The sequence below is a fragment of the Labrys sp. E2SS-1L genome (genome assembly GCF_057073705.1).
In genome coordinates this window covers 3,250,699-3,275,370 of sequence record NZ_CP172712.1, presented here as the reverse complement: position 1 = coordinate 3,275,370, position 24,672 = coordinate 3,250,699, and the positions used below count along the sequence as shown (strand labels likewise).

The window sequence follows — 24,672 nt, the reverse complement described above, 5'->3', positions numbered from 1 at the left end:
GCCCGTCAGGAGCACGAGAGCCATCGTGAGTATCATCTTGGTCACCGGGGGCGCCGGCTATATCGGCAGCCATGTCTGCAAGACCCTGGCCTCATCCGGGTACAGCCCCGTCGCCTGCGACGACCTCTCGAACGGCAGAGAAGCCCATGTACGCTGGGGGCCCCTCGAACGGGGCGACATCACCGATGCGGACTGGCTGGCCGGCGTTTTCGCTCGCCATCGACCCGAGGCGGTCATGCATCTTGCCGCCTATGCCGACGTGGGGTCGTCGGTCACCGATCCCTCGCCCTGCTATGAGGCCAATGTTGCAGGCACGCTCGCCGTGACCGAGGCAGCCCGGCACAACGGCAATTGCCCGATCGTTTTCTCCTCGACCTGCGCCGTCTATGGTAACGCTCCGGCTCTTCCGGTGACCGAAACCTCTGCCACGGCGCCCGTCAGCCCCTATGGCACCACCAAACTCATCGGCGAGCAGGCGCTCCGGCACTATGACGCGGCCTATGGCCTGCCGAGCGTGGTGCTACGCTATTTCAACGCGGCCGGCGCCGACCCCGACGGCGAGATCGGCGAGCGGCATGCGACGAGCAGCCTCGCCATACCCAAGGCCATCCGAGCTGCCCTGGGCCTCGGCCCCGCCTTCAAGCTATTCGGCACGGACTACGGCACTGCCGACGGCACCGCCATGCGCGACTATGTCCATGTCGCCGATATTGCCGATGCACATCTGCGGGCCCTCGATCACCTGCAGGCAGGACGCGGCAGCCTCACGCTCAATCTCGGCAGTGGCCGTGGCGTCACTGTACGAGAACTGCTGAAGGCGATCGAAGCCGTCACCGGACGCCCGGTACCGATCGAGCCCCGCCCCCGTCGCAGCGGTGACCCGGCCGCCCTCTATGCGAATATCGACAGGGCAACCGATGTGCTGGGCTGGACCCCGGCCAACAGCGACCTCCATGGCATCGTCGCCAGTGCCGCGGCCTGGATCGAGAAGTCGCCGGGCTGAGCGATGCCAATGGGCTCCAAACTGTAGTCGCGGCTTCCATTTGAGTAAGATTTGGCGTGTCGGCCTCCGGCTGGCATCTTGAAACAAACCGCTTGCCGGCAGGCCAAATGCCAGCCCCGCTCCATCACCTGATGGAGTTGTGAGGCTGACATCCCGAAATCGCCGAACCACAAATGCAGTTGTTGTATTAAGCTCCGTCTGTTCCCAGCAGGCGTGCATATTTGTCTGTGGCCTCGACCAGACGATGCAGCGTGCCCGGCTCGGAGAAGGAATGGCCGGAATCCTCCACCATCTGCAATTCCGCCTTGGGCCAGCGCTTGGCCAGTTCCCAGGCCGTGACCGGCGGACAGACCACGTCATAGCGCCCCTGTACGATGGTGCCGGGAATTTCGGCGAGCTTGCCCGCGTCGCGCAGCAACTGCCCCTCCTCCATCCAGCCGCCATGCACGAAATAATGGTTCTCGATGCGGGCGAAGGCCAGGGCGAACTGTTCCTGGGCATGGCCGGTGGCGGGGCCTTCCGGCATCAAGGTCGAGGTCTCGCCTTCCCACACGCTCCAGGCCCGGGCCGCTGCCAGGCGAACCGCAGCATCGTCGCCTGTCAGGCGCCGGTGATAGGTCAGGATCGGATCGGCCCAGGCATCCTGCGGCAGGTCCTTGCGGAAGGCTTCCCATTTGTCCGGGAAGAAATAGGAAGCGCCCTCCCGATAATACCAGTCGAGTTCCATGCGGCGCAGCGTGAAGATGCCCCGCAGCATGAGTGCCTGCACCGTCTGGGGATGGGTCTGCGCATAGGCGAGCGCCAGGGTCGAGCCCCAGGAACCACCGAACAGGCTCCAGCGCTCGACCTTCAGCACCTCCTTGCGCAGGCGCTCCATGTCAGCGACGAGATGCCAGGTGGTATTGGCGTCGAGATTGGCATGCGGGCGGGAACGGCCGCATCCGCGCTGGTCGAACAGCAGGATGTTCCAGTGGCGCGGATCGAACAGGCGCCGATGCTTGGCCGAACAGCCGGCGCCCGGGCCGCCATGCAGAAAGGCCACCGGCAGGCCGTCGGGATTGCCGGCCAATTCCCAATAGATGGAATGGCCGTCGCCGACATCGAGCATGCCGGAGCGATAAGCCTCGATTTCGGGATAGAGCCCGCGCCTCGGCGTGCCGTCGGGCTCGCTCGAGCGATCAAACGCCATGATGAAATTCCTGCGTACTGAAGTGATCCCTGCCGATGGACGCAGGGAAGCCCTGACAATGCGAATGGCTGGCTTCGGGGGAGGCCAGCCACGGAAGTGGCTGCGGCCGACGAGGCCGGCCGCGCTGTAATCCTCAGTGCAGAATCTGGCTGAGGAAGAGCTTGGTGCGCTCGTGCTGGGGATTGGAGAAGAAGGCGTTGGGCTCGTTGCTCTCGACGATCTGGCCGGCATCCATGAAGATCACCCGGTCCGCAACTTGGCGGGCAAAGCCCATTTCATGGGTGACGCACAGCATGGTCATGCCGTCATTGGCAAGGCCGACCATGGTATCGAGCACTTCCTTCACCATTTCCGGATCGAGAGCCGAAGTCGGCTCGTCGAACAGCATGATCTTGGGATTCATGCACAGGGCCCGGGCAATCGCCACGCGCTGCTGCTGGCCGCCCGAAAGCTGGCCCGGATATTTGTTGGCCTGCTCGGGAATCTTCACGCGCTTGAGGAAGTGCATCGCCTTTTCGGTGGCATCGGCCTTCGACATCTTGCGCACCCAGATCGGGGCGAGCGTGCAGTTCTCCAGCACGGTCAGGTGCGGGAACAGGTTGAAGTGCTGGAACACCATGCCGACTTCGCGCCGCACCTCGTCGATGCGCTTGAGGTCGTTGGTGAGCTCGATGCCATCGACGACGATCGAGCCCTTCTGGTGTTCCTCGAGGCGATTGATGCAGCGGATCATCGTCGATTTGCCCGAGCCCGACGGCCCGCAGATCACGATGCGCTCGCCCCGCTTCACGGTGAGGTTGATGTTCTTGAGAACGTTGAACTCGCCATACCACTTGTTCATATCGGTGATCTGAACGGCGATCGGGCTGAGTTCTCCAGCAGTGTTTTGAGCGGCGTTAGCCATTTTTCCCCTCAACGTTTGTAACCGGTATCGAGACGACGCTCCAAGCCCTGCGAGTAGCGCGACATCGAGAAACAGCAGATCCAGAAGAAGATAGCGGCGAATGCATAGCCCGTATAGTAGGTCACGGGCGTCGCCCAGTTCGGATCGGGAATGGACGCCTCGATCGTCTTCAGGAAGTCGAAAATGCCCACGATGGCCACCAGCGTGGTGTCCTTGAACAGGGCGATGAAGGTGTTGACGATGCTGGGAATCACCAGGCGCAGTGCCTGCGGCAGGATGATGAAGATCAGCATGTAGGAGTAGTTCAGGCCCAGGGCCTGGGCCCCCTCATACTGGCCCTTGGGAATGGCCTGTAGGCCGCCGCGCACCACCTCCGCCATATAGGCCGACCAGAACAGCGCCACGCCGACGAGCACGCGCAGCAGCGAATCCGGGCGCCAGCCCTCGGGCAGGAACAGCGGCAGCATGACGTTGGCCATGAACAGCACGGTGATCAGCGGCACGCCGCGCCAGAACTCGATATACATGACCGAGATGGTGCGGGCGATGGGCATGCGCGAGCGCCGCCCGAGAGCGAGGAGCACACCGAGCGGCAGGGACGCCACGATGCCGACCACGGCGATCACCAGCGTCACGAGAATGCCGCCCCACAGATTGGTGGGGACATGCACCAGCCCGAAGAAGCCCCCCACCAGCAGCCAGAAGGCCAGCAGCGGGAAGACGACGAAGAAATAGAGAACGCCCCAGCCCTTCGCCCCGATCCGCGGCCAGAGCAGCCAAAGGACTCCGATGGCGGCCAGCAGGCCCGTGACGTTGACGCGCCAGCGCTCGTCGACCGGATATTGGCCATAGATGAAATATTGCAGACGCGTCTCGACGAACGGCCAGCAGGCACCGACATGCCGCCCGACATTGGCCTCGAGGCAGGCATTGCGGTCAGTGCCGGTCCAGACGGCATCGAAGATCATGAAGCGCAGGACGCCCGGCAGCACCCAGAGCACCAGCAGCACCGCCAGAACGGTGAGGATGGAGTTGGTGACGGACGAGAACAGGTTCTTTTTCAGCCAGCCGAGCACGCCGGTGGTCGCAGCCGGCGGCGGCTGCGGCTCGAAGGTCTTGGTCGAGACGAAGGCCGGGCTGCCGGCGGCGGAAGTTGCGTCGCTCATGGCCCTACCTCTCCACCAGCGCAACGCGCTTGTTGAACCAATTCATGAAGCCGGCAATCGACAGGCTGATGATCAGATAGACCGCCATGGTGATGCCGATGCATTCGATCGCCTGGTTGGTGTTGTTGAGCACCGTGCCGGAAAACACCTGCACCAGATCCGGATAGCCGATGGCCACTGCCAGCGACGAGTTCTTGGTCAGGTTGAGATACTGACTGGCGAGCGGCGGCACGATGATGCGCATCGCCTGCGGGATCACCACCAGGCGCAGATTGTGGCTCGAGCGCAGGCCGAGGGCGCCGGAAGCTTCCGTCTGGCCATGCGGCACGCCGCGGATGCCTGAGCGCACCGTCTCGGCGATGAAGGCCGCGGTGTAGATGGTCAGGCCCAGGAGCAGCGCCACGAATTCGGGCTGCAGCCGGAAACCGCCGGTGACGTTGAAGCCGCCGACCTTGGGGTAATCCATGGTGAAAGGCATGCCGGAAGCGAAGAAGGCCAGCAGCGGCAGGCCGATGACCAGCGCCAGATTGACCAGCAGCACCGGTGGCCGCTTGCCAGTCTCCATCTGCTTGCGTTTGCCCCAGATGGAGAAGCCGATGGCACCGAGAACACCGACCAGAAAGGCACCACCGACCAGACCGGCACCCGCCTGCGGCATGGCCGCCGGAAAGAAGATGCCGCGATTGTTGAGAAAGATGCTCTCGCCGAAGGTGATCGACTGGCGCACGCCCGGCAGGGGCTTGAGCACGGCGCCATACCAGAACAGCAACTGCAGCAGCAGCGGGATGTTGCGCACGACCTCGATATAGACCATGGCGATCTTGGCCACGATCCAGTTGTTGGACAGGCGGGCCACGCCGATGATGAAACCCAGGATCGTCGCAAGGATGATGCCGAGAGCGGCGACGATCAGTGTGTTGGTGATGCCGACCAGCAGCGCGCGGCCATTAGTGGACAGCGAGGTATATTCGATCGGCGTCTGGCCGATGTCGAAGCTCGCCGTGCGTCCCAGGAAGTCAAAGCCAAGCGAACGGCCCTGCCTGGCCAGGTTTTCGACGGCATTCCAAGCGCCCGTCAAGATGATGAGCAAGACGATTGCCAGCAGCACGATCTGGAAGACAACAGCCCGTAACTTCGGATTGTTGAACCAGTGGGTACGCCCGCCGCCGTCTCCCCGGTCGACTGCCAACGTCATTGTCTCATTCTCCCCAACACGCAGATAGTCCTCACCCTTTTTTACGGATTCCTCTGGAGCAAGATGCGCTCACGGCTGAGCCTCCTGCCCCAACACCTTGTTTCCAGGCCAATCCGACGGATTGGCTGGAGCGTCCCTGCGATTTTGACTGCCCCCGCCCCCATCGCACGACGCTTTGAAAAACCACCCGGCAAATACGGAATGCATCTTGCCGGGGCCGTGCGCCCTCAACGAATGGGCGGTGAATATTGCAGGCCCTTGTCGGTCCATAGGGCATTGAGCCCGCGCTCGATCTTGAGCGGTGACTTCGAGCCGAGATTGCGGTCGAACACCTCGCCATAATTGCCGACCTGCTTGATGATGCGATAGGCCCATTGATTGTCGAGGCCGAGTTGCTTGCCGAAATCACCCTCGCTACCGAGCAGGCGCTTGATGTCCGGCTTGTCGGACTTCAGCATGTCGTCGACATTGGCCTGGGTCACGCCGGCTTCCTCGGCCTGGACCAGGGCAAAATAGACCCATTTGACCACGTTGAACCACTGGTCGTCGCCCTGGCGCACGGCGATGCCGAGCGGTTCCTTCGAAATGATCTCGGGCAGCACGACATGCTCTTCCGGATTCTTGAGGGCCAGGCGCACGCCATAAAGCCCGGAGGCATCGGTGGTGAAGGTGTCGCAGCGGCCAGACTCATAGGCATTCTGCGCCTCGCCGATCGTGGCCAGCGTCAGGATCTGGTAGGGCTTGCCGATGCTGCGGAAATAGTCGGAGAGGTTGAGCTCGTGCGAGGTGCCCTGCTGGACGCAGACGGTCGCGCCATCCAGTTCCTTCGTCGATTTCACGCCCAGCGACTTCTTCACCATGAAGCCCTGGCCATCATAGTAATTGGTGGCGGCGAATAGGAAGCCACCGGTCTCACGCGTCAAGGTCCAGGTGGTGTTGCGCGGCAGGACATCGATCTCCGAGGCTTGCAGCGCGGTGAAACGATCCTTGGCGGAGAGAGGCACGAATTTGGTCTTGTCGGCATCGTCTAGCACGGCCGCAGCGAGGGCCCGGCAGTAATCGACGTCGAAGCCTGCCCATTTGCCCTGTTCATTGGGGATGCTGAAGCCCGCTAGCCCCTGATGGGCGCCGCAGATCAACTGGCCGCGCTGCTTGATGGTATCGAGCGTTGCCGCATCTGCCATGGAAACACTCAAGGCAGCGAAGAAGCCAACGGTCGCCGCGCAGAGTTGTTGCCTCATCAATGTCCCCCTTCGATCTCGGCCCGGCTCGACAGCGCCCCCGCCGAAGTGCCCTGCCGCCCTGTCTGCGTGCCAGCCCCGGAGGCAAACCTCCGGGGCTGGTCTTGGCGATCTCAACGGATCGGCGGGGCGTATTGCAGGCCCTTGTTGGTCCACAAGGCGTTGAGGCCGCGCTCAATCTTCAGCTTGGATTGGGAGCCGAGATTGCGATCGAAGATCTCGCCGTAATTGCCGACCTGCTTGATCGCGCGATAGGCCCACTGATTGTCGAGGCCGAGCTGCTTGCCGAAATCACCCTCGGTGCCGAGCAGGCGCTTGATGTCCGGCTTGTCCGACTTGAGCATCTCGTCGACATTGGCCTGGGTCACGCCGGATTCCTCGGCCTGGACCAGCGCATAATAGACCCATTTGGCGATGTTGAACCACTGGTCGTCGCCCTGGCGCACCGCGATCGCCAGCGGCTCCTTGGAGATGATTTCGGGCAGCACGACATGCTCGTCCGGATTCTTGAGGGCGAGGCGCACGCCGTAGAGCTGAGACGAATCCGACGTGAAGGCATCGCAACGACCGCCTTCATAGGCGTTCTGCGCCTCACCGATCGTGGCAACCGTCAGGATCTGGTACTTCTTGCCGAGGCTCCGGAAATAGTCGGAGAGATTCAGCTCCTGGGTCGTGCCCTGCTGCACGCAGATCGTGGCTCCGTCGAGGTCCTTGGCCGACGCCACGCCCAGCGACTTCTTCACCATGAAGGCCTGGCCGTCATAGTAATTGGTGGCGGCGAACAGAAAACCGCCGGTCTCGCGCGACAGGGTCCAGGTCGTGTTGCGCGGCAGCACGTCGATTTCGGAGGACTGCAGCGCCGTGAAGCGGTCCTTTGCCGAGAGCGGCACATATTTGGTCTTCTCGGCGTCTCCCAACACGGCGGCCGCGAGAGCGCGGCAATAGTCGACGTCGAAGCCCGCCCATTTGCCTTGCTCGTTGGGGATGCCGAAGCCGGCAAGGCCCGCATTCGAACCGCAGACGAGCTGGCCGCGCTGCTTGACAGTATCGAGCGTCCCGGCATTCGCGGCCGCGACACCCAGGGCGACAAACGCACCTGCAATCGCCAGAGAAAATTGCTTCTTCATGAATGAAATCCCTTCGTCAGTGGCTGGTTTGGAGCGGGGCCGGAGCAGCGCAGTCAGTCGCCACCCGAATTCCGCTCCGCAACGGTCCCTCAGAACTTATTCCGCAATTCTCAACGGATCGGCGGGGCGTATTGCAGGCCCCCCTTGGTCCACAGATTGTTGAGGCCGCGATCGATCTTCAGCACGGTCTTGGGGCCGAGATTGCGGTCGAAGCTTTCACCGTAATTGCCGACCTGCTTGACGATCCGGTAGGCCCACTGATTGTCGAGGCCGAGCTGCTTGCCGAAGTCACCCTCGGTGCCGAGCAGGCGTTTGATGTCCGGCTTGTCGGACTTGACCATCTCGTCGACATTGGCCTGGGTCACGCCGGCCTCTTCAGCCGAAAGCATGGCGTAGTGCACCCATTTGACCACATTGTACCATTTATCGTCGCCCTGGCGCACGGCCGCGGCCAGGGGTTCCTTCGAGATGATTTCGGGAAGCACGACATGGTCGTCGGGATTGGCCATCTTGACGCGCACCGCATAGAGGCCGGAGGCGTCGTCGGTGTTGACGTCGCAGCGCCCGCCCTCATAGGCCCTTGCCGCTTCTTCCGGCGTATCGAAGCTGACGATGTTGTAGGGCAGATTGTGGGTCCGCATGTAGTCGGAGATCGTGAGCTGGCCGGTCGAACCCTGCTGGGCGCAGATCGAGGCTCCCGAGAGTTCGGTCGCCGATTTGACGCCGAGTGACTTCTTCACCAGGAAGCCTTGGCCGTCATAGAAATTCACGCCGGCGAAGAGCATGCCGGCGGTGTCGCGGCCGAGCGTCCAGGTCGAGTTGCGGTTGAGCACGTCGATCTCGCCGGACTGCAGCGCGGTGAAGCGGTCCTTGGTGGAGACCGGCACGAATTTGGCCTTGGTCGCGTCGCCCAGCACGGCTGCGGCGATCGCGCGGCAATAGTCGACGTCGAGGCCGGTCCATTCGCCCTTCTCATTGGGCGCGGCGAAGCCCGGCAGTCCGGTGTTGACGCCGCAGATCACCTGGCCGCGCTGCTTGATGGTATCGAGCGTATCGGCGTGTGCGCCGACCCCACTCAACGCCAGCGCCGCACCGGCTACCGCGGTAAGAAGTGTCTTTCTCATGGATGGAGGCCCCTGTTCGCTTCGTTGTCAGTGTAACGAGAAGGCCCTTGGACGGCTGGCCGCGGCGTCAGAACCGGGCCGCCCCACCGGGCATGTTTGACGTTTCCAAAGCTCAAAGCGCGTTCTGTCGCGAGCGCCCTCTGACTCTGGTTTCTTGTTTCGACGCGTCGTGGCGATCTTCGGCGTATCCGCCAAATCCCTCAACGCTTTAGGACAAAACACGCTTAGACGGAACGCATTTTGAACCACATCTTTGTTATCGACGACAGGGCGAGGCCTGAAACCATCGCCAGACTGTTGAACGTCGTGATTTTTTTGAACTGCCGCCACCTCTTCCTGCGTTCGCGAATGGATGTTTCGAGCGTTCCCGGTCAATGGCCGGGAGGAACGGGCGTTCCGTCGAGGAGGTATGATGACGAGCTCAACGATCCGGACATGCCTCGCCGGAGATGAGGAGCGACCTGCCGGCCGTGCGTGCTGAAGCGGTCATTGCAAGGTCCCCCGTATCGATCTGTCCCGCGGCAAAAGCGCCCAGCTTGTTCTCGCCGGTTACGACCCGTGCCTTGCCGCCGATTGCAAGCGCTTTGGCCGCCCACGTCAAGCGGAATTCGCGAAAAGCGGGCGAATATTCACAAAACTGGCCTGTGGAAGATGTCGCGGCCTTCGAGATTGACGCAGGGGCGGTCGGGGACGAATGTAACCGTTTCAGGACCCAATCGAATCTATCATGAAGAAGATCAGCAAGGACGAGATCGCGACCTTCGGTGAAAATACGCGTCTGGTCATCGGCGGGCGTGAACCATCCGAATATCACGGCTTCGTCAACCCGCCCGTCTACCATGGCTCCACCGTTCTCGCTCCGACGACGAAGGATCTCATCAACCACACGCCGCGCTACAGCTATGGCCGCCGCGGCAATCCGACCAGTGACGCCCTTGAAGAAGCGCTGAAGACGCTCGACGGCAGCGCCGGTGTGGTGTTGTGTCCCTCGGGGCTATCAGCTGTCTCGACCGCCCTTCTCTCCTGCCTTTCGGCCGGCGACCATTTGCTGATGGTCGATTCCACCTATCAGCCCACCCGCCAGTTCTGCGACAAGGTGCTCGGCCGCTTCGGCATCGAGACGACCTATTACGATCCGCTGATCGGCGCCGGCATCGAAACGCTCATTCGTCCGAATACCAAGGCAGTCTATCTGGAAGCCCCCGGCTCGCAGAGCTTCGAGATGCAGGACGTGCCTGCGATCGCCGAGGTCGCACACCGGCACGGCGCCACCGTGCTGCTCGACAATACCTGGGCCACCCCCTTGTTCTTCGACGCATTCGGCCATGGCGTCGATCTTTCGATCCAGGCCGGAACCAAATATATCGTCGGCCATTCCGATGCGATGTTCGGCGTGGTCTCGGCCTCACGCAAGGCCTGGCCGGCGCTGAAGAGCTTCCACGGCGATTCAGGTCAATGCGTCGCGCCCGACGACATCTATCTGGCGATGCGGGGGCTGCGCACCATGGGCGTGCGCCTGCGCCAGCATCAGGACAGCGCGCTGCGGGTAGCGAAATGGCTGGCCAAGCGCCCCGAGGTCCAGCGTGTGCTGCATCCCGCGCTGGAGGGCGATCCGGGCCACGCCATCTGGAAGCGCGATTTCAAGGGCTCGTCCGGCCTGTTCTCCATCGTGCTGCAGCCGGCGCCGATGGAGGCGATCGGCGCCTTCCTGGACGATCTGAAATTCTTCGGGCTCGGCTATTCCTGGGGCGGCTATGAGAGTCTCGCCCTCCCCTTCGACTGCAAGACCTATCGCAGTGCCACGAACTGGGAGCCGGGCGGCCCCTGCGTGCGCATCCATGTCGGCCTGGAGGACGTCGCCGACCTGATCGGCGATCTCGACGCGGGCCTGGCCCGCTTCAGGGCTGCGCGGGGGTAGCATCGGGCGCCCCTGCCGCCCTCTTGCTATTTCGGTAGCAACTCCCAGGTCATACCGACATTTACTTCGATGGTCTGAATGCCTGGTTTAAGGGGAACTGCAGAGGCATCGTCCTTTCCAAAGACACGGTAGTCCGCACGAAGAGCCAAGGGAAGGATCTCCGTCTGCGGCATGACTCTCAGAACACGACCGAGGCGGACGCCGGCAGCATCCGCGTAGATCTTCGCCTGTCGCTGGGCCGCCTCCAGTGCTCTTGCGCGAAGCCGATCCGTAATCTCTTCACGTTTTTCGACGCCGAACGTCACACCCAAGACATTGTTGGCACCTGCGCGGATAAGCGCACTGGCGAGGGCACCTGCCCTGGCCGGATCGCGAACCGCAATCTTGAGAACATGGTCGGTGCGATAGCCCTTCTGCTTGCCGTGAACCACGTTGCCCGCCCCTGCCTTCTCTTCCTCGAAGACGGGCCTGAGGGTGAGATCCTCGGTCTTGATGTCGGAACTCGCAATTCCTGCAGATGCCGCCTGATCAAACACCGCCTTGGTCGCGCGCGCATTGTCATCGGTCGCTTGATCGGAATCCTGTGCTTCGGTGCGGATCATTAGGCGGATCACAGCAAAATCGGGCACTGCGTCTTCTCGCGCCTGAGCCTGAACGGTCATGCTCGGTGCGTTGTCCACACCGGTCACATAGGCCATCGCTTCGGCACGGTTCATGGGAAGATCGGCCGCCAGTCCCGCCGAGGGCATCGGCCAGGCCGCGCAAACAAACCCCAGGAAGAGCAGTCTCCAGTTGGCAGGCTTCATCGCGCAGTATCCCCTGGTTGCGAACCGTCCGGATCCTTGACCGCCATGCGGAGCGAAAGGGCCGGCATCTTGCTTTCTTCGGCCGGAAGTTTCGTCATCACAATGACCGGTCGCGAAGGCCGTCGGCGCTGATGTAGTTATGGCGCTAGCTTGAGGCGCCCTGCCCCTCCGCGGCTTCCTTCGCCTCGCGCTTCTCCTTGAGCACCAGCGAGACGTTGCGGATATAGATCGCCAGGCCCGAGCCCTGGCCGATGATATAGACGAGGTCGGCCCGGACCAGGGCGTAGAGGAACAGGAGGCCGCCGCCGCCGATCGACAGGATCCAGAAACTGAAGGGAATGACGCTCTTGCCAGCCCGCTCGCTCACCCACCACTGGATGACGAAGCGGGCGGTGAACAGCGCCTGGGCGAACAGGCCGAGGATCAGCCAGAAGTCGAAATTGGTGTAGAAGACATTGTGGAGATAGCCGCCGAGGGCATTCGACAACTCAATCAGCATTCTGTCCCCCTCCGCTGACATCAGGCACGCGCTTGCGCCGGCGGATGAGCCACCATACGCCGACGAGATCGAGAATGCCGACCCACAGCCTGTCGAAGAAACCGTAGTTGGAAACGCCGGTCAGCCGGGGCCGGTCGACCACATCGACATGGCCGACCTCGAAGCCCTCGCGCTTGACCAGGGCCGGCATGAAGCGATGCAGCGCATCGAAATAAGGCAGGGCCAGATAGACGTCGCGGCGGATGGCCTTGAGGCCACAGCCGGTGTCGCGCGTGCCGTCCTTGAGGACAGAAGCGCGAACCTTGTTGGCGGTACGCGACTGCCAGCGCTTGAAGCCGGTGTCCTTGCGCCCGAGCCGTTGCCCCGCAACCATGCCGGTCGCGGCGCCGCCGGCGATCAGGGCGTCGACGAGGGCGGGGATATAGGCCGGGTTGTTCTGGCCGTCGCCATCGATGGTGACCATCAGGCGGCCGCGCGCATGGCGAATACCCGTGCGCACGGCGCAGGACTGGCCGCAGGATGCCTCGTGGCGCAGACTGCGCAGGTAGGGCAGTTCGCCCTTCAGCCTCTCCAGCTCCGTCGGCGTCGCATCGCTCGAGCCATCGTCGACATAGACGATCTCGAAACTGCGCCCGGCCAGGGCCGCGGCGATTTCCCGGATCAGCGGCTCGACATTGCCGGCTTCGTTGCGGACCGGAACGATGACGCTGATCTCAGGCGCATTGTCTTGTGATGACATGAAGAGTCGAACCTCAGCGGCGCGCTCGCCACGCCTCGATCAGCGTCTTTGCCGCGTCTTGCCCCCGCAACGCAAGAGCACCATCGCGGTTTTGCCGGAAAACAAGCCCCCGACGACCCAGAAAGTCGGCGAACCAGAAGGTGGCGAACCAGCCGAACAGGGCGCCGGCGACCACATCGGCGGGATAATGGGCACCGAGGATCACCCGGCTGAGGCAGACCAGCCCGCCCAGCACGAACAGCCAGGGACGCCAGCGCGCCCCGCAGAGCAGGATGATCACCGCAGCCACCGTCCAGGCCGTGGTGGCATGGCCGGAGGGGAAGCTGGCATTGGCGGCGCGCCAGGAAAAGGGCTCGAAACTCCAGCTTGCGCCCGCCTCGACATGCAGCGGCCTGACACGGCCGATCGCGCGCTTGATGACATTGACGGCAAGCCCTGTTCCCGCGATGGCGACGAAGGCAAAGGCAAGCTGCAGCCAGAGCTGGCGCAGGGCGGCATCGAGCCGTGGCGGCAACTCCGGATCGACGACGCCGAGCAGGACAAGTGCCACGCCGAGCGGAATGAGATAAAGGCCGGAATCACCGAGATAAGTGACGAAACGCGCCAGCCGCACCACAAGATGTGGCCATTCGGGCAGGATGTGCAGGGAAGCCGGATCGGCGAGCACCATCAAGGCGATGACAAGCACGCCGCCAAAGGCGATGGCGGCGGGCGTCGCCACCCGTCCGAACAGCGGCCGTGCCGGCAGGCGCGCCGGTGCCCGCAGCCGCTGGCCGAGCGCGCGCCAATTCTGCGTATGCGACCATTGACGAATGGCATTTCTCATGACGCGTGGCCGGTCTCTACAGCGCCATCGGGCGAAGGCACGAGCTTGGCGCGGCCGGCGCCGTCCCGAAGGCCAGCCCACCGCATCATGCCACTCACTTGCATTCCGTCTGCGGCAGGAAATCGAGCGACACCATCGTTCCCTTCAGGCGGAAATCGCCATAATCCAGGGTCAGGCTGCCTGAAATGCCATCGGCATAGAGCTCGAAGGACATGGTATAGACGGGGGTCTCCTCGCCGACGGCTTTCTTGGTCGGGTCGAAATAGGAAATCGTCACGGGCCAGCGATCGACGCCATCGAGTTGCTTGGCCTTGGCCTCGACGCCTTCGCGCGGCTTGTCGGGGCCGATCTTGGCACCGATCACCGCGAGGGTGTTGTAGATCTTCTGGCCGCCATCCGATCCATCATAGACCTGGCTCTCGAACACATGCTCGCCGGCCCGCGCCGCCAAGACGATCGCCTTCATCTGGCCCGTGGGGAAGAGAACCCGGTCGGACAGATCGAATTTGGTGGATTTGGGCTTCTTCAGCGCGACGCCGACCGTGCCGCTCTCGGCCCGATTGGCCTGGCCGTCGACGCTGCCATCCAGCTTCTGGTTGGTGAAATTCTGGGAATTGAAGCGGAAATTGCGCCCCTTCTCATCCTCGAACGTGGTGGAGCGCAGATCCGAGGTGTTGACGCCGCCGCCGCTCAGGCCGATTTCGGTGACCTGCCGGAAATTGAGCGCATAGCCGCTGCAGGCATTGCCCGAAAAATCATACACGATGCGCCCGCGCATGCTGTCGACGCTCGACTGGTCCTTGCGGCGGTCGAGATTGAGGTCGTAGACGGCCCGGTGCGCGACGAAGGGAACGGTCGCCGCCGCGGGGATCGCAGCGCTTGCCGCCACCTTCTGGGGCGCTGCGCCATCCTGCGCCAAGGCCATCCCCGGCACAGCCAGGAAGAGCACGGCCGGAAGAAGCACGATCCTTGGATGGACCGGAAGTGTCATCCGCATGAAGCAAATTTCCGTTTCAAAAATCGGCATTACCATAAGTGGCATGCCCTGATGCCACAATGCTCAAAGAGCCTGCCAATCATGACGGAATTAGGCCCAAAGATTGTGCCATTCCACATTCATCAACAACACCGTTTACGATCCGTTCGCGGCCGCGATACGAACATGCCATAATGAGCCGAACTGCGAATCGCCAAGCAGAGTTGGTGCGCTTCACTCACTCGTGAGTGAAGCGCACCAACTCTGCAAATGTCCGAAATCTTGCGGGTTATCCCTGATCGAACCTGCGATTCGATCAGGGATAACCCGCTCAGCGAAACGCATTGTGCGAGATACCGACTGCATGAGTGATACCTCCGATCTGTTCGGGAGCGACAAGCCCGCCCAATCCAAGACGAGCACCGACAAGGCTGAGAATACGAAGCGCCCCTCGACCCAGTCGATCGCGGCCGCCTTGAAAGCGGGCCTTGCCCCCAAGCCCGCCGCGGCGAAAGGCGGCGAGGACGGCTATGGCGCCTCCTCCATCCGCGTGCTCGAGGGCATCGAAGCCATTCGCATGCGCCCCGGCATGTATATCGGCTCGACCGGGCCGGAAGGCGACGGCCTGCACCATCTCTTCGCCGAGGTGATCGACAACTCGATGGACGAGGCGGTGGCCGGCCACGCCACCTTTATCGATGTCGAGCTCACCGCCGATGGCTTCGTCTCGATCACCGACAATGGGCGCGGTATCCCGGTCGAGCCCCATCCCCAATTTCCGGACGAGTCGACCCTGCAGGTCGTGATGACCAGGCCGCATTCGGGCGGCAAGTTCAACTCCGACGCCTACCAGACCTCCGGCGGCCTGCACGGCATCGGCGTCACCGCGGTGACCGCCCTGTCGGAGCTCATGGAGGTGGAAGTGGCGCGCGGGCGCGAACTCCACCGCCAGCGTTTTGCCCGCGGCGTGCCGCTCGGCCCGGTCGAGCACATCGGTGCTGCCCCCAATCGCCGCGGCACCCGCGTGCGCTTCAAGCCGGACATCGAGATCTTCAAGCACGGCATCGCCTTCGATCCCATGCGCCTGTTCAAGATGGCGCGCTCCAAGGCCTATCTCTTTCGCGGCGTCGAGATCCGCTGGAAATGCGCGCCGGAACTGCTGGCCGGCCACAGCGACGTACCGGCCGAGGAGAGCTTCAAATTCCCGCGAGGCCTGGAAGACTATCTGCGCTCGGCCAGCGAGGGCCTCGAACTCGTCACCGAGCAGATGTTCTCCGGCCGCGTGCCCAAGCCGGAGGGACACGGTTCGGTGGAATGGGCCATCGGCTGGTTCGCCGAGGACGAAGGCTATGTCTCCTCCTATTGCAACACCGTGCCCACCCGCGAAGGCGGTACCCATGAGGCGGGCCTGCGCATCGCCCTCTTGCGCGGCCTGAAGGATCATGCCGAGCGGATCGGCAACAAGCGCGCCAACCAGCTCACCACCGAAGACGTGATGGCCTGCACGGCCGCCATGCTCTCGGTGTTCATCCGCGAGCCGGAATTCTCGTCCCAGACCAAGGCCAAGCTGGTGACCACGGAAGCCAGCCGCATCGTCGAGCAGGCCTTGAAGGATGCCTTCGACCATTGGCTGGCCTCGATGCCCTCCCAGGCCGCCAAGCTGCTCGACTTCGTGGTCGAAAGGGCCGAGGAGCGCCTGCGCCGCCGGGCCGAGAAGGACGTGGCCCGCAAGACCGCCACGCGCAAGCTGCGCCTGCCCGGCAAACTCGCGGATTGCTCGAACAATGCCGCGCAAGGCTCTGAATTGTTTATCGTCGAAGGTGATTCCGCCGGCGGCTCCGCCAAGCAGGCGCGTGACCGCGCCAACCAGGCGGTGCTCCCCTTGCGCGGCAAGATCCTCAACGTCGCCAATGCCGGCAAGGACAAGCTCGCCCAGAACCAGCAATTGCAGGATCTGGGGCAGGCGCTCGGCTGCGGCATGGGTACGCAATATCGCGACGATGATCTGCGCTACGAGAAGATCATCATCATGACGGATGCCGACGTCGACGGCGCCCATATCGCTTCGCTCCTGATCACCTTCTTCTGGCGCCAGATGCCGCGCCTGATCGAGCGCGGGCACCTTTATCTCGCCGCCCCGCCCCTCTATCGCCTGACCCAAGGCACCAAATCGCTCTATGCGCGTGACGATGCCCACAAGGATGAATTGGTGAAATCGGCCTTCAAGCCCAATCAGAAGATCGAGATCGGCCGCTTCAAGGGCCTGGGCGAGATGATGCCGGCTCAGCTGAAGGAAACCACCATGGACCCCAAGAAGCGCACACTTCTCAAGGTCACGGTGATCGACGAGGAACGCGCGGAGACCTCGATTTCCGTCGAACGGCTGATGGGCAACAAGCCTGAAGCCCGTTTTGCCTTCATCCAGGAACAGGCCGCCTTCGCCGGCGAACTGGTGGATATCTGAGACCGAGTAGCACTGGAGTGCCCGGCAGGGGAGCACTTCTCCGGGTGCGCGGACGTCCCGTCCGCCTTTTCTCTGCAAACGAGGCGTTTCCAGGAGCGGACGAGAGGTCCGCGCACCGGGACATTCGCCGCGGCGAAGCTCAGGTCTCGAAATCGCCGAAGACGTCCTGGAGGCGGGTCAGCGCCTCGACGCGTTCGCTGACCTCCTCGCCCAGCACGACGATGACATTGCTCAGCATCAGGTCGAGCACGGCCGTGATCGTCGCCGCCCCGTCCCAGAGCGGGCCGTGGGACCCCGGCACCACCAGGCAGATGTCGGAAACCTCCGCGCCCCACGGACAGAACTCGTCGGTGATCAGGACAACCTTCACGCCGGCGCGGCGCGCCTCGACCGCCAAGGGCCGTGCCTTGGAGGCGAAGCGGCGGACGTCGTGCAGGAAGAGCAGCCTGCCGCTCACCGAGCCGTCGAGCAGTTCGGCATAGGTGCCGTTCAGCCCGTCAACGAATTGCACGCGCGGCCGCGTGTAGGAGAGCTGGCTGGCGAAATATTGGGCGATGCCCCGCACATTCTGGTAGGCGGCGACATAGACCTCGCTTGCGCCGACCAGGGCCTCGATGGTCTGTTGCCATTCGGCCGAGGTCGTCAGCCCGTAGATCTGGCCGAGATTGTCGATCTGCTGCTGGATCAGGCCGGCCAGCAGCTTGCCGCCGCTGATATCTTCGCGCAGCCGGTCGACCGGCCCCTTCACCTGCCAGGCCGGATTAGAGCTGCCGCGCCGCAATTCGCGCTTGAGCTGGTCGAGGCCGTCGAAGCCCATGCGCCGGAGAAAGCGCCCCACCGTCATCGGCGAGAGCTCGAGGCGTTCGGCGATCGACTTGGCGGTCTCGAACGGAAGATCGGCGATGTTCCGTTCGAGATAATTGGCGATCAGCTTGTCGGACTTCGACCGCCGCAATGCCTCGTCTTGCAGGAGCTTCAGGATACGCTGCGCCACATCACCTCCCCAGGGCGTGCCGTCGGCCTCACTGGGCCGTCTTGACCTTGGTCCAGACGCGGTCCAGCTGGCGAATGCCGGGGCCGAGATCCTGAAAGATCTGCAACCTCTGCATGGTTTCCTGCGGCGGATTGATCTCCTTGCTATTCTTGATGTTGTCGGGGGTCAATTGCCGGGCCGGCAGATTGGGCGTGCCGTTGGTCTGCTGCGAGACGTTCAGGGCCGCAATCTCGGGCCGGGTGTAGAATTGCAGGAACTTGATGGCGTTCTGCTTGTTCGGCGCCGATTTGAGGACGCAGATATCCTCCTGATACATGGTGGCCCCCTCCTCCGGGATGACGAAGCCGAGATCCTTGGGGTTGCCGAAGACGTCGATCATCGCGCCGATGAAGAAATGCGCCGCAGCGACATCGCCCGCCCCCACCATCGGGCGTGCGTCATAGGTGAAGGCGGCAACCTGCGGCTTCATGGCGATCATGGTCTCGGCCGCCTGCTGCAGTTCGGCCGGATCGGTCGAGTTGACTTTGTGGCCGTTGAGGATCAGTCCGACCGCGAGCACCTCGCGCATGTCGTCGAGCAGGGTGAATTTCAGGCCCTTCGCCTTCACCGTGGCAAGCAGATCCTTCCAGCCGGTGATGTCCTTGCCCAGCACCTTGCGGTTATAGAGTATGCCGACCGAACCGAAGGCATAGGGCAGGCAATATTCGCCCTTCGGATCACTCTTGGCCCTGAGGAAGCTGGGTTCGATGTTCTTGAAACCCTCATAGGTGTCGATATCGGTCTTCTCGAGGAGACCGAGCTTGTCCATGATGTCCTGCATGTGGACCGACGGAAAGACGATGTCGTAGCCCGTCGCCCCGCCCTGGATCTTGGCGAGCATCTCTTCGTTGGAGGAATAGGTCGAGAGATTGACCTTGATCTTGGTCTCCTCCTCGAACTTCTTCAGCACCGCCGGATTGATGTATTCGCCCCAATTATAAACGTTGAGCTCCTCCGCTCGGGCGCCGCTCACCGTCAGCAGCGCCGCCAGCGACAGGGCCAGGCCTGCGCACCAGGCGCGCCGCTTCGTCCGGCCTCGACCGGCCGCATCAATGGTCTTGGTCATCGAAATTCTCCTCTGGTGACTTGCGCCCGGCACGAACCACCAGGGTCCGATTTTCCTTCGCGCTTTGCAGGCCACGGCTTCTGTCGGCCGTTGACTTCACCCGATAAATGGTATCCAAATATCTTAGCATAACAAGAGTTATTTTGATAACATTCCGAGGGAAGACAGATGCAGGACCAGATCGTCCGGCTGGTGGGAGCGGCCAAGGCCTTCCCCACCCCGGAAGGGCGCAGCGTGACGGCACTGGACGCGATCGATCTCGATGTGCGCCGCAATGAGTTCCTGACGCTGCTTGGCCCCTCCGGCTGCGGCAAGACCACCTTGCTCCATGCCATCAGCGGTTTCGTCGAGCTCGATTCGGGACGGATCCTCATCGACGGGGAGGACATGACCGAGCGCCCGCCCTATCGCCGCCCCGTCAATACCGTGTTCCAGAACTACGCCCTCTTCCCGCATATGACCGTGGGCGAAAACACCGGCTATGCCCTCGAAATCGCCGGCGTCGGCAAGGCCGAGCGCCTGCAGCGCGTCACCGCCGCATTGCGCATGGTCGGCCTGGAAGGTACCGAAAGCCGGCGGCCGCGCCAGCTATCCGGCGGCCAGCAGCAGCGCGTCGCCCTCGCCCGGGCCATCATCGCCCGGCCCAAGCTCGTCCTTCTGGACGAACCCTTGTCGGCGCTCGACAAGAATCTGCGCCAGGCCATGCAGATCGAGCTCAAGACGCTGCAGCACGAGCTCGGCATCTCCTTCATCTTCGTGACCCACGACCAGCAGGAAGCCCTGACCATGTCCGATCGCGTGGCCGTGCTTTCAGGCGGCCGCATCCAGCAGCTCGACACGCCGCGCAACGTCTACGACCACCCCGCCAATATTTTCGTCGCTACCTTCGTGGGCGCCAGCAACCTGTTCGAAGGCGAGGTCCGGGGTGATGAACTGGTGACGGAAGAGGGCACGACGATCCGCCATCGTACGGCACGAACATCGGCATCCGGCAGCGCCACCGCCCTCATCCGCCCCGAGCAGTTCCTCCTGGCAGACGATGACGCCAGTCTTCCCGGCCTCGATATCGAGCTCAGGCAGATCGTCTTCGTGGGTTCGTCCTTCGAATTGTTCGGGCATACGGGCCAGGGCCGGCCGATCGTGGTCGAAGTGCCCGCCACGCGCCGCGAGGCCGTCGGAGCCATCGAACAAAGCCGCCGGGCGCGGATCTCCTACGATCCCGGCGCCGTCCATCTCATCGAGCCGAGCGCGAGCGCCTGACATGTCCATCGCCAGCCGCCGCCGTATCGAACTTTCCCTGCTGCTCGGTCCTGTCAGCGTTTTCCTCGCGCTCTTCTTCCTGGTGCCGCTTGCCATCATGATGGTCACCAGTTTCCTCGCCCCGGGCCTCTATGGCGGGGTGGAATGGAGCTTCTATCCGCATAATTTCGGGCGCATCCTCGGCTTTGCCGATCCGGCCTTCGAGGAATTTGATCCGATCTACATCGCGATCTTCCTGCGCTCCCTGAAGATCGCCGCCTTCACGGTGCTGACCGCCTTGATCGTGTGCTATCCGGCTGCCTTCTGCATCGCCGGCCTGCCGGCGCGCTGGAAGAATTTCTGCCTGTTCCTGATCACCCTGCCCTTCTTCACCAGCCTGATCGTGCGCCTGTTCGTCTGGGTGCTGATCCTGCGCCAGACCGGCCTGGTCAACGAGGCGCTGCTGTCGAGTGGACTGATCGCCCGTCCGCTCGATCTGATCTACACCGACGGCGCCATTATCTTAGGCATGGTCTATGTCTACATCCCCTTCATGTTCATGCCCGTCTATGCCAGCGTGGAGAAGCTCGACTGGACGCTGGTACGCGCCTCGCTCGATCTCGGCGCCGGACCGGTCCGCACATTCCTGCGCATCATCCTGCCTCTGACCGCTCCCGGCATCGCCGGCGGTGCGGTGATCGTCTTCATCCCGGCGCTCGGCAATTTCGTGGTGCCGGCCATTCTCGGCGGCGCCAAGGTGATGATGCTCGGCAACCTGATCGAGCAGCAATTCCTCTCCGCCCGCAACTGGCCCTTCGGCTCGGCGCTCGCCATGATGGTGATGAGCGTGATGCTCGTCCTGCTGATGGTCTATGTCTTCGCCTCCAGCCGCCGCCCCGCGGCGGCGAGCCAGGGAGGCGGCGCATGAAAGCCGTTCGCTTCCTCGCCCGTGGCGGCCTCGTCGCCTATACGGCCCTGTTCTTCGCCTTCATCTATGTGCCTCTCGCGGTCATCGCGGTCTATTCGTTCAACGCCAATCCGGTGAACATGATGACCTGGAGCGGCTTCACCACCGAGTGGTATGCCCAGGTCCTCGGTTTCAAGACCGCGATCTCGGAGAGCGCCCTTTATATCGAATCGACCGACCAGCTCCTGCGCGCCGTCAGGAACAGCCTCGTCATCGCCGGGGCGACCACGGCAATCGCCACCATCTTCGGCACGGCACTCGCCATCGCCTTGCACCGCTATGCCTTCTTCGGTGCCCGCTTCTATCGAGCCTCGCTGTTCATGCCCATGCTGATGCCGGACATCGTGCTCGGCATCGCCCTCTTGATCTTCTTCGTCAATGCCGGCATCGAACTCGGGCTGAAAACGATCATCATCGGCCAGTGCACCTTCCTGATCTCCTATGTCTTCATCGTCGTCTCGGCCCGGCTCGCCGGCATGGATCGCACGCTGGAGCATGCTTCGGCCGATCTCGGCGCCAATGAATGGACGACCTTCCGCAAGGTGGTGTTTCCGCAGCTTCTGCCCGGCATCGTCGGGGGGGCGTTGCTCGCCTTCATCATCTCGATGGACGATCTGGTGATCACCTATTTCATCGCCGGCGTCGACGTCACCACCTTGCCGATGTTCATCTTCGCCATGCTTCGCCGCGGCATCAAGCCGGAGATCAACGCGATCGCCGTGATGATGCTCGCCTTCTCCTTCGTGGTCGCCTCGCTCGGCCTCTACCTCCGTTCCCGCCAGAATTGACCAGCATGACACAAGCCAATCCTCCCGGGCGCAAGCCCCGCGCCCGCGACCTTGGCCTGCCTTTCTCCGGCAGGACAGGGCCACACAATGCCATCACCGATGTCGAAGGCGTGGCCGTCGGCTTCACCACGATCCTGGAAGACAGTCCCCGCCCTGGTCGCAAGCGGCCTTTGCGCACCGGCGTCACCGCCATCCTGCCGCATGCCTCCTCGCCGACGCCGATGCCTGTTTACGCCGGCGTGCACCGCTTCAACGGCAATGGCGAGATGACCGGCACGCATTGGATCGAGGATGGCGGCAGCTTCATCGGGCCAGTCGTGATCAGCAACACCCACGCCATCGGCATGGCGCATCACGCCACGGTGAAATGGATGCTCGAGCGCTATGCCTCGACCTATGACACCGACGATTTCCTCTGGATCATGCCCGTCATCGCCGAGACCTATGACGGGGTGTTGAACGATATCAACGCCCTTGCCGTGTCCGAAGCCGATGTCCGCGCCGCCCTGGACAGCGCCGCCGGCGGCCCGGTCCGCGAAGGCAATTGCGGCGGCGGCACCGGCATGATCACCTATGGCTTCAAGGGCGGCACCGGCACGGCCTCACGCATCGTCGACTATGACGGCACCGCCTACACCATCGGCACGCTGGTGCAGGCCAATCACGGCCAGCGCGATTGGCTGACCATTCGCGGTGTGCCGGTGGGCGAGCATCTTCGCGACGGCACGCCGCAGAGCCAGATGCAGGAGCGCGGCTCGATCATCGTCATCATCGCCACCGACCTGCCGCTTGCCCCGCACCAGCTCCAGCGCCTGGCACGCCGGGCTGCCATCGGGATCGGCCGTAACGGCACGCCCGGCGGCAACAATTCCGGCGACATCTTCCTGGCTTTCTCCACCGCCAACGCCAGACCCATGCTGCACCGTGCCCCGTCTCGTTTCGGCATCGAGATCCTCAACGACGAACGGCTCGATCCGGCCTATCTCGCCGTGGTCGACAGCGTCGAGGAGGCCGTGGTCAACGCCATGCTCGCCGCCGAGGATGCCGGCGGCACGCCCTATGATCGTTTCCTGATCAAGGCCCTGCCGCACCCGCCCCTGATGGAGCTGATGCGGCGCTATGGTCGGGTGGCGTGAGGGCTTGCACTTTCAGCGCAAGGGCAACCGCTTGTAGCGACCCGGCTCCTCCGGGTCGTGATGCTGGCTGTAAGGCCCCTCCTCCAGGAACAGCCTGTGACAGAAGGCGAGCTTGTCCTTCGACAGGGTGACGCCGAGACCGGGCCCCTCCGGCACGGCGACGAGATTGTCGACCGGCGCGAAGACGCCTTCCTCCACCACATCGTAAGGCTGCATGCGGAACAGCGACTGGCTGGGCTCGCGCAGATGGGAGAAGGCCGCGCTCAGATGCAGATAGACGGCACTGCCGATGCCGGTATTGGCGCTGTAGCACCAGAAATCGATGCCCATCGCCTCGCAGGCGCCGATGAAGCGCACCGTGCGGCCGATGCCGCCATGCACGTTGACGTCGGTGACGATGGCATCGGGCACGCCGAGCGCCACTGCCTTCTGGATATCGACATTGTGCCCCGAGAAGGGAATGGCGGTGTGCCGGCGCAGGCTCGCCATCTCCTCGAAGGTGGCGCAGGGCTCCTCCCAGTTGCGGATGTCGAGATCCTCGATGCGGCTGGCGATGCGTTTGGCCTCGGTCACCGAATAGGCCATGTTGGAATCGATGCGGATGATCGCATCCGGCCCGAGCTGCCGGCGCATCAGCCTGAGCGCCTCGATGCTCGGCTCGGGATCGCGGGTGCAGAGCTTGCCCTCGAAGATGGTGGTGCCGAACCGCTCCTTCAGGCCAACGCAATAGTCCGCCACGGCCTCCGGCGTGAGTTCGCCGCCCTTGCCGTTCCTGGCCTGGCGAAAGCCGAAATAGTCGGCGAAGGCGATCTTATTGCGCACGGCCCCGCCGAGCAGGTCGTAGAGCGGGCGGCCCGCCGCCTTGCCCTTGATGTCCCACAGCGCCGTCTCGATAGCGGCGAAGGCCCGGATCGAGGCGAAGTCGACATTGGAGGTCACGCCGCGCCAGCTCGGCAGGCTGGCGAGTTCGGCGCCGGCGACGTCATGGGCATCGCGCCCGATCAAGGCCGGCGTCATCCGCTCGACGATGGCGCAGGCCTGCCAGGAGGCGGCTTCGCCGAGCCCGGTGATGCCTTCGTCCGTCTCCACCTCGACGACGCAGCGCGAGGATCCCGGCAGCCAGCCGAAGGACCACCAATACGGCGCCTCGATCGGCAGGTTGATCGGCGTGGCACGGATGGCGGTGATCTTCATGGGATGGGGGGGTCCTGGCGGGGTGGGAGAGGTAAGCTGTGGCGGGGATGAGGAGGATTGGCAAGTACCCTG

22 protein-coding genes are annotated in these 24,672 nt (G+C 63.3%); 7 read left to right on the top strand and 15 right to left on the bottom strand.

All coding sequences use genetic code 11. The features are described 5' to 3' along the window. The first annotated feature begins 25 nt into the window (after nucleotides 1-25). Nucleotides 26-1,003 (top strand): UDP-glucose 4-epimerase GalE, encoded by a 978-nt coding sequence (gene galE / locus ACIGJE_RS15145; protein ID WP_483677850.1) that lies wholly within the window; start codon nucleotides 26-28, stop codon nucleotides 1,001-1,003. 187 nt (nucleotides 1,004-1,190) lie between these two features. Here galE and pip read toward each other — a convergent pair whose 3' ends face one another. The 7 genes from pip to ACIGJE_RS15110 form a co-directional block, all read right to left on the bottom strand. Continuing rightward, entirely contained in the window at nucleotides 1,191-2,192 is a 1,002-nt protein-coding gene (pip, locus tag ACIGJE_RS15140) for a prolyl aminopeptidase (RefSeq protein WP_483677849.1), read from the bottom strand. A 133-nt stretch (nucleotides 2,193-2,325) separates the two neighbouring features. Further along, nucleotides 2,326-3,096 carry an amino acid ABC transporter ATP-binding protein gene (locus ACIGJE_RS15135; RefSeq protein WP_068295475.1) on the bottom strand — a complete coding sequence of 257 codons (771 nt, stop codon included), beginning with the start codon at nucleotides 3,094-3,096 and terminating at the stop codon, nucleotides 2,326-2,328. An 8-nt stretch (nucleotides 3,097-3,104) separates the two neighbouring features. Then, complete coding sequence (locus ACIGJE_RS15130) at nucleotides 3,105-4,262, bottom strand: amino acid ABC transporter permease (protein ID WP_415087175.1); 1,158 nt, start codon at nucleotides 4,260-4,262, stop codon at nucleotides 3,105-3,107. A gap of 4 nt (nucleotides 4,263-4,266) precedes the next feature. Next, the gene (locus ACIGJE_RS15125) at nucleotides 4,267-5,457 is read right to left on the bottom strand and encodes an amino acid ABC transporter permease (protein WP_394309367.1); all 1,191 of its coding nucleotides are present in this window, start codon (nucleotides 5,455-5,457) and stop codon (nucleotides 4,267-4,269) included. Nucleotides 5,458-5,684: 227 nt separating this feature from the next. After that, entirely contained in the window at nucleotides 5,685-6,698 is a 1,014-nt protein-coding gene (locus tag ACIGJE_RS15120) for an amino acid ABC transporter substrate-binding protein (RefSeq protein ID WP_415087177.1), read from the bottom strand. Between the two features lie 113 nt (nucleotides 6,699-6,811). Then, nucleotides 6,812-7,825: an amino acid ABC transporter substrate-binding protein gene (locus tag ACIGJE_RS15115; protein ID WP_311940404.1), complete on the bottom strand. Its 1,014-nt coding sequence runs from the start codon at nucleotides 7,823-7,825 to the stop codon at nucleotides 6,812-6,814. A 110-nt stretch (nucleotides 7,826-7,935) separates the two neighbouring features. Then, complete coding sequence (locus tag ACIGJE_RS15110; protein WP_311940406.1) at nucleotides 7,936-8,949, bottom strand: amino acid ABC transporter substrate-binding protein; 1,014 nt, start codon at nucleotides 8,947-8,949, stop codon at nucleotides 7,936-7,938. Nucleotides 8,950-9,676: 727 nt separating this feature from the next. Between ACIGJE_RS15110 and metC the strand changes: the two genes are divergently transcribed. Then, nucleotides 9,677-10,867, top strand: coding sequence for a cystathionine beta-lyase (metC, locus tag ACIGJE_RS15105; RefSeq protein WP_311940408.1), 1,191 nt, complete (start codon nucleotides 9,677-9,679; stop codon nucleotides 10,865-10,867). Nucleotides 10,868-10,893: 26 nt separating this feature from the next. On the opposite strand, the gene ACIGJE_RS15100 is transcribed toward metC, so the two are convergent. From ACIGJE_RS15100 to ACIGJE_RS15080, 5 genes are all read right to left on the bottom strand, one after another. After that, the gene (locus ACIGJE_RS15100) at nucleotides 10,894-11,673 is read right to left on the bottom strand and encodes an SIMPL domain-containing protein (RefSeq protein WP_415087180.1); all 780 of its coding nucleotides are present in this window, start codon (nucleotides 11,671-11,673) and stop codon (nucleotides 10,894-10,896) included. A gap of 145 nt (nucleotides 11,674-11,818) precedes the next feature. Further along, nucleotides 11,819-12,172: a lipid-A-disaccharide synthase N-terminal domain-containing protein gene (locus ACIGJE_RS15095; protein ID WP_149254899.1), complete on the bottom strand. Its 354-nt coding sequence runs from the start codon at nucleotides 12,170-12,172 to the stop codon at nucleotides 11,819-11,821. Further along, nucleotides 12,162-12,911: a glycosyltransferase family 2 protein gene (locus tag ACIGJE_RS15090; protein WP_415087182.1), complete on the bottom strand. Its 750-nt coding sequence runs from the start codon at nucleotides 12,909-12,911 to the stop codon at nucleotides 12,162-12,164. Before ACIGJE_RS15090 ends, ACIGJE_RS15095 begins: the two co-directional genes overlap by 11 nt. Nucleotides 12,912-12,924: 13 nt before the next feature. Further along, nucleotides 12,925-13,737 carry a phosphatase PAP2 family protein gene (locus ACIGJE_RS15085; protein ID WP_415087184.1) on the bottom strand — a complete coding sequence of 271 codons (813 nt, stop codon included), beginning with the start codon at nucleotides 13,735-13,737 and terminating at the stop codon, nucleotides 12,925-12,927. Nucleotides 13,738-13,831: 94 nt separating this feature from the next. Then, a complete protein-coding gene (locus ACIGJE_RS15080) occupies nucleotides 13,832-14,734 on the bottom strand; it encodes a cell envelope integrity EipB family protein (RefSeq protein ID WP_311940416.1) in 903 nt (300 codons plus the stop codon). Between the two features lie 343 nt (nucleotides 14,735-15,077). On the opposite strand from ACIGJE_RS15080, the gene parE reads away from it, so the two are divergent. Continuing rightward, nucleotides 15,078-17,177, top strand: coding sequence for a DNA topoisomerase IV subunit B (gene parE, locus ACIGJE_RS15075; RefSeq protein WP_367622506.1), 2,100 nt, complete (start codon nucleotides 15,078-15,080; stop codon nucleotides 17,175-17,177). 139 nt (nucleotides 17,178-17,316) lie between these two features. Here the strand turns inward: parE and ACIGJE_RS15070 are convergent, their stop codons facing one another. Continuing rightward, nucleotides 17,317-18,171: a MurR/RpiR family transcriptional regulator gene (locus ACIGJE_RS15070; RefSeq protein ID WP_415087186.1), complete on the bottom strand. Its 855-nt coding sequence runs from the start codon at nucleotides 18,169-18,171 to the stop codon at nucleotides 17,317-17,319. A gap of 28 nt (nucleotides 18,172-18,199) precedes the next feature. After that, entirely contained in the window at nucleotides 18,200-19,276 is a 1,077-nt protein-coding gene (locus tag ACIGJE_RS15065) for a polyamine ABC transporter substrate-binding protein (RefSeq protein ID WP_415087188.1), read from the bottom strand. 168 nt (nucleotides 19,277-19,444) lie between these two features. Between ACIGJE_RS15065 and ACIGJE_RS15060 the strand changes: the two genes are divergently transcribed. From ACIGJE_RS15060 to ACIGJE_RS15045, 4 genes are read left to right on the top strand one after another with little or no spacing between them, the layout of a single operon-like run. Further along, nucleotides 19,445-20,536, top strand: a complete 1,092-nt coding sequence (locus ACIGJE_RS15060; protein WP_415087190.1) for an ABC transporter ATP-binding protein — start codon at nucleotides 19,445-19,447, stop codon at nucleotides 20,534-20,536. 1 nt (nucleotide 20,537) lies between these two features. Then, entirely contained in the window at nucleotides 20,538-21,443 is a 906-nt protein-coding gene (locus tag ACIGJE_RS15055; protein ID WP_415087192.1) for an ABC transporter permease, read from the top strand. Then, a complete protein-coding gene (locus tag ACIGJE_RS15050; RefSeq protein ID WP_367622501.1) occupies nucleotides 21,440-22,270 on the top strand; it encodes an ABC transporter permease in 831 nt (276 codons plus the stop codon). Before ACIGJE_RS15055 ends, ACIGJE_RS15050 begins: the two co-directional genes overlap by 4 nt. Before the next feature lie 5 nt (nucleotides 22,271-22,275). Then, entirely contained in the window at nucleotides 22,276-23,406 is a 1,131-nt protein-coding gene (locus tag ACIGJE_RS15045) for a DmpA family aminopeptidase (protein WP_311938945.1), read from the top strand. A gap of 12 nt (nucleotides 23,407-23,418) precedes the next feature. Here ACIGJE_RS15045 and ACIGJE_RS15040 read toward each other — a convergent pair whose 3' ends face one another. Beyond that, nucleotides 23,419-24,600 carry a mandelate racemase/muconate lactonizing enzyme family protein gene (locus ACIGJE_RS15040; protein WP_415087104.1) on the bottom strand — a complete coding sequence of 394 codons (1,182 nt, stop codon included), beginning with the start codon at nucleotides 24,598-24,600 and terminating at the stop codon, nucleotides 23,419-23,421. Nucleotides 24,601-24,672 lie beyond the last annotated feature (72 nt).

Bases quoted from the DNA above. Each gene is read 5' to 3' on its own strand.
- ACIGJE_RS15090 (WP_415087182.1), bottom strand. From the start codon at position 12,911: ATGTCATCACAAGACAATGCGCCTGAGATCAGCGTCATCGTTCCGGTC.
- ACIGJE_RS15135 (WP_068295475.1), bottom strand. From the start codon at position 3,096: ATGGCTAACGCCGCTCAAAACACTGCTGGAGAACTCAGCCCGATCGCC.
- metC (WP_311940408.1), top strand. From the start codon at position 9,677: ATGAAGAAGATCAGCAAGGACGAGATCGCGACCTTCGGTGAAAATACG.
- pip (WP_483677849.1), bottom strand. From the start codon at position 2,192: ATGGCGTTTGATCGCTCGAGCGAGCCCGACGGCACGCCGAGGCGCGGG.
- ACIGJE_RS15080 (WP_311940416.1), bottom strand. From the start codon at position 14,734: ATGCGGATGACACTTCCGGTCCATCCAAGGATCGTGCTTCTTCCGGCC.
- ACIGJE_RS15050 (WP_367622501.1), top strand. From the start codon at position 21,440: ATGAAAGCCGTTCGCTTCCTCGCCCGTGGCGGCCTCGTCGCCTATACG.
- ACIGJE_RS15130 (WP_415087175.1), bottom strand. From the start codon at position 4,262: ATGAGCGACGCAACTTCCGCCGCCGGCAGCCCGGCCTTCGTCTCGACC.
- ACIGJE_RS15115 (WP_311940404.1), bottom strand. From the start codon at position 7,825: ATGAAGAAGCAATTTTCTCTGGCGATTGCAGGTGCGTTTGTCGCCCTG.
- ACIGJE_RS15110 (WP_311940406.1), bottom strand. From the start codon at position 8,949: ATGAGAAAGACACTTCTTACCGCGGTAGCCGGTGCGGCGCTGGCGTTG.
- ACIGJE_RS15055 (WP_415087192.1), top strand. From the start codon at position 20,538: ATGTCCATCGCCAGCCGCCGCCGTATCGAACTTTCCCTGCTGCTCGGT.
- parE (WP_367622506.1), top strand. From the start codon at position 15,078: ATGAGTGATACCTCCGATCTGTTCGGGAGCGACAAGCCCGCCCAATCC.
- ACIGJE_RS15040 (WP_415087104.1), bottom strand. From the start codon at position 24,600: ATGAAGATCACCGCCATCCGTGCCACGCCGATCAACCTGCCGATCGAG.
- ACIGJE_RS15045 (WP_311938945.1), top strand. From the start codon at position 22,276: ATGACACAAGCCAATCCTCCCGGGCGCAAGCCCCGCGCCCGCGACCTT.
- ACIGJE_RS15100 (WP_415087180.1), bottom strand. From the start codon at position 11,673: ATGAAGCCTGCCAACTGGAGACTGCTCTTCCTGGGGTTTGTTTGCGCG.
- ACIGJE_RS15125 (WP_394309367.1), bottom strand. From the start codon at position 5,457: ATGACGTTGGCAGTCGACCGGGGAGACGGCGGCGGGCGTACCCACTGG.
- ACIGJE_RS15065 (WP_415087188.1), bottom strand. From the start codon at position 19,276: ATGACCAAGACCATTGATGCGGCCGGTCGAGGCCGGACGAAGCGGCGC.
- ACIGJE_RS15120 (WP_415087177.1), bottom strand. From the start codon at position 6,698: ATGAGGCAACAACTCTGCGCGGCGACCGTTGGCTTCTTCGCTGCCTTG.
- ACIGJE_RS15060 (WP_415087190.1), top strand. From the start codon at position 19,445: ATGCAGGACCAGATCGTCCGGCTGGTGGGAGCGGCCAAGGCCTTCCCC.
- ACIGJE_RS15095 (WP_149254899.1), bottom strand. From the start codon at position 12,172: ATGCTGATTGAGTTGTCGAATGCCCTCGGCGGCTATCTCCACAATGTC.
- ACIGJE_RS15085 (WP_415087184.1), bottom strand. From the start codon at position 13,737: ATGAGAAATGCCATTCGTCAATGGTCGCATACGCAGAATTGGCGCGCG.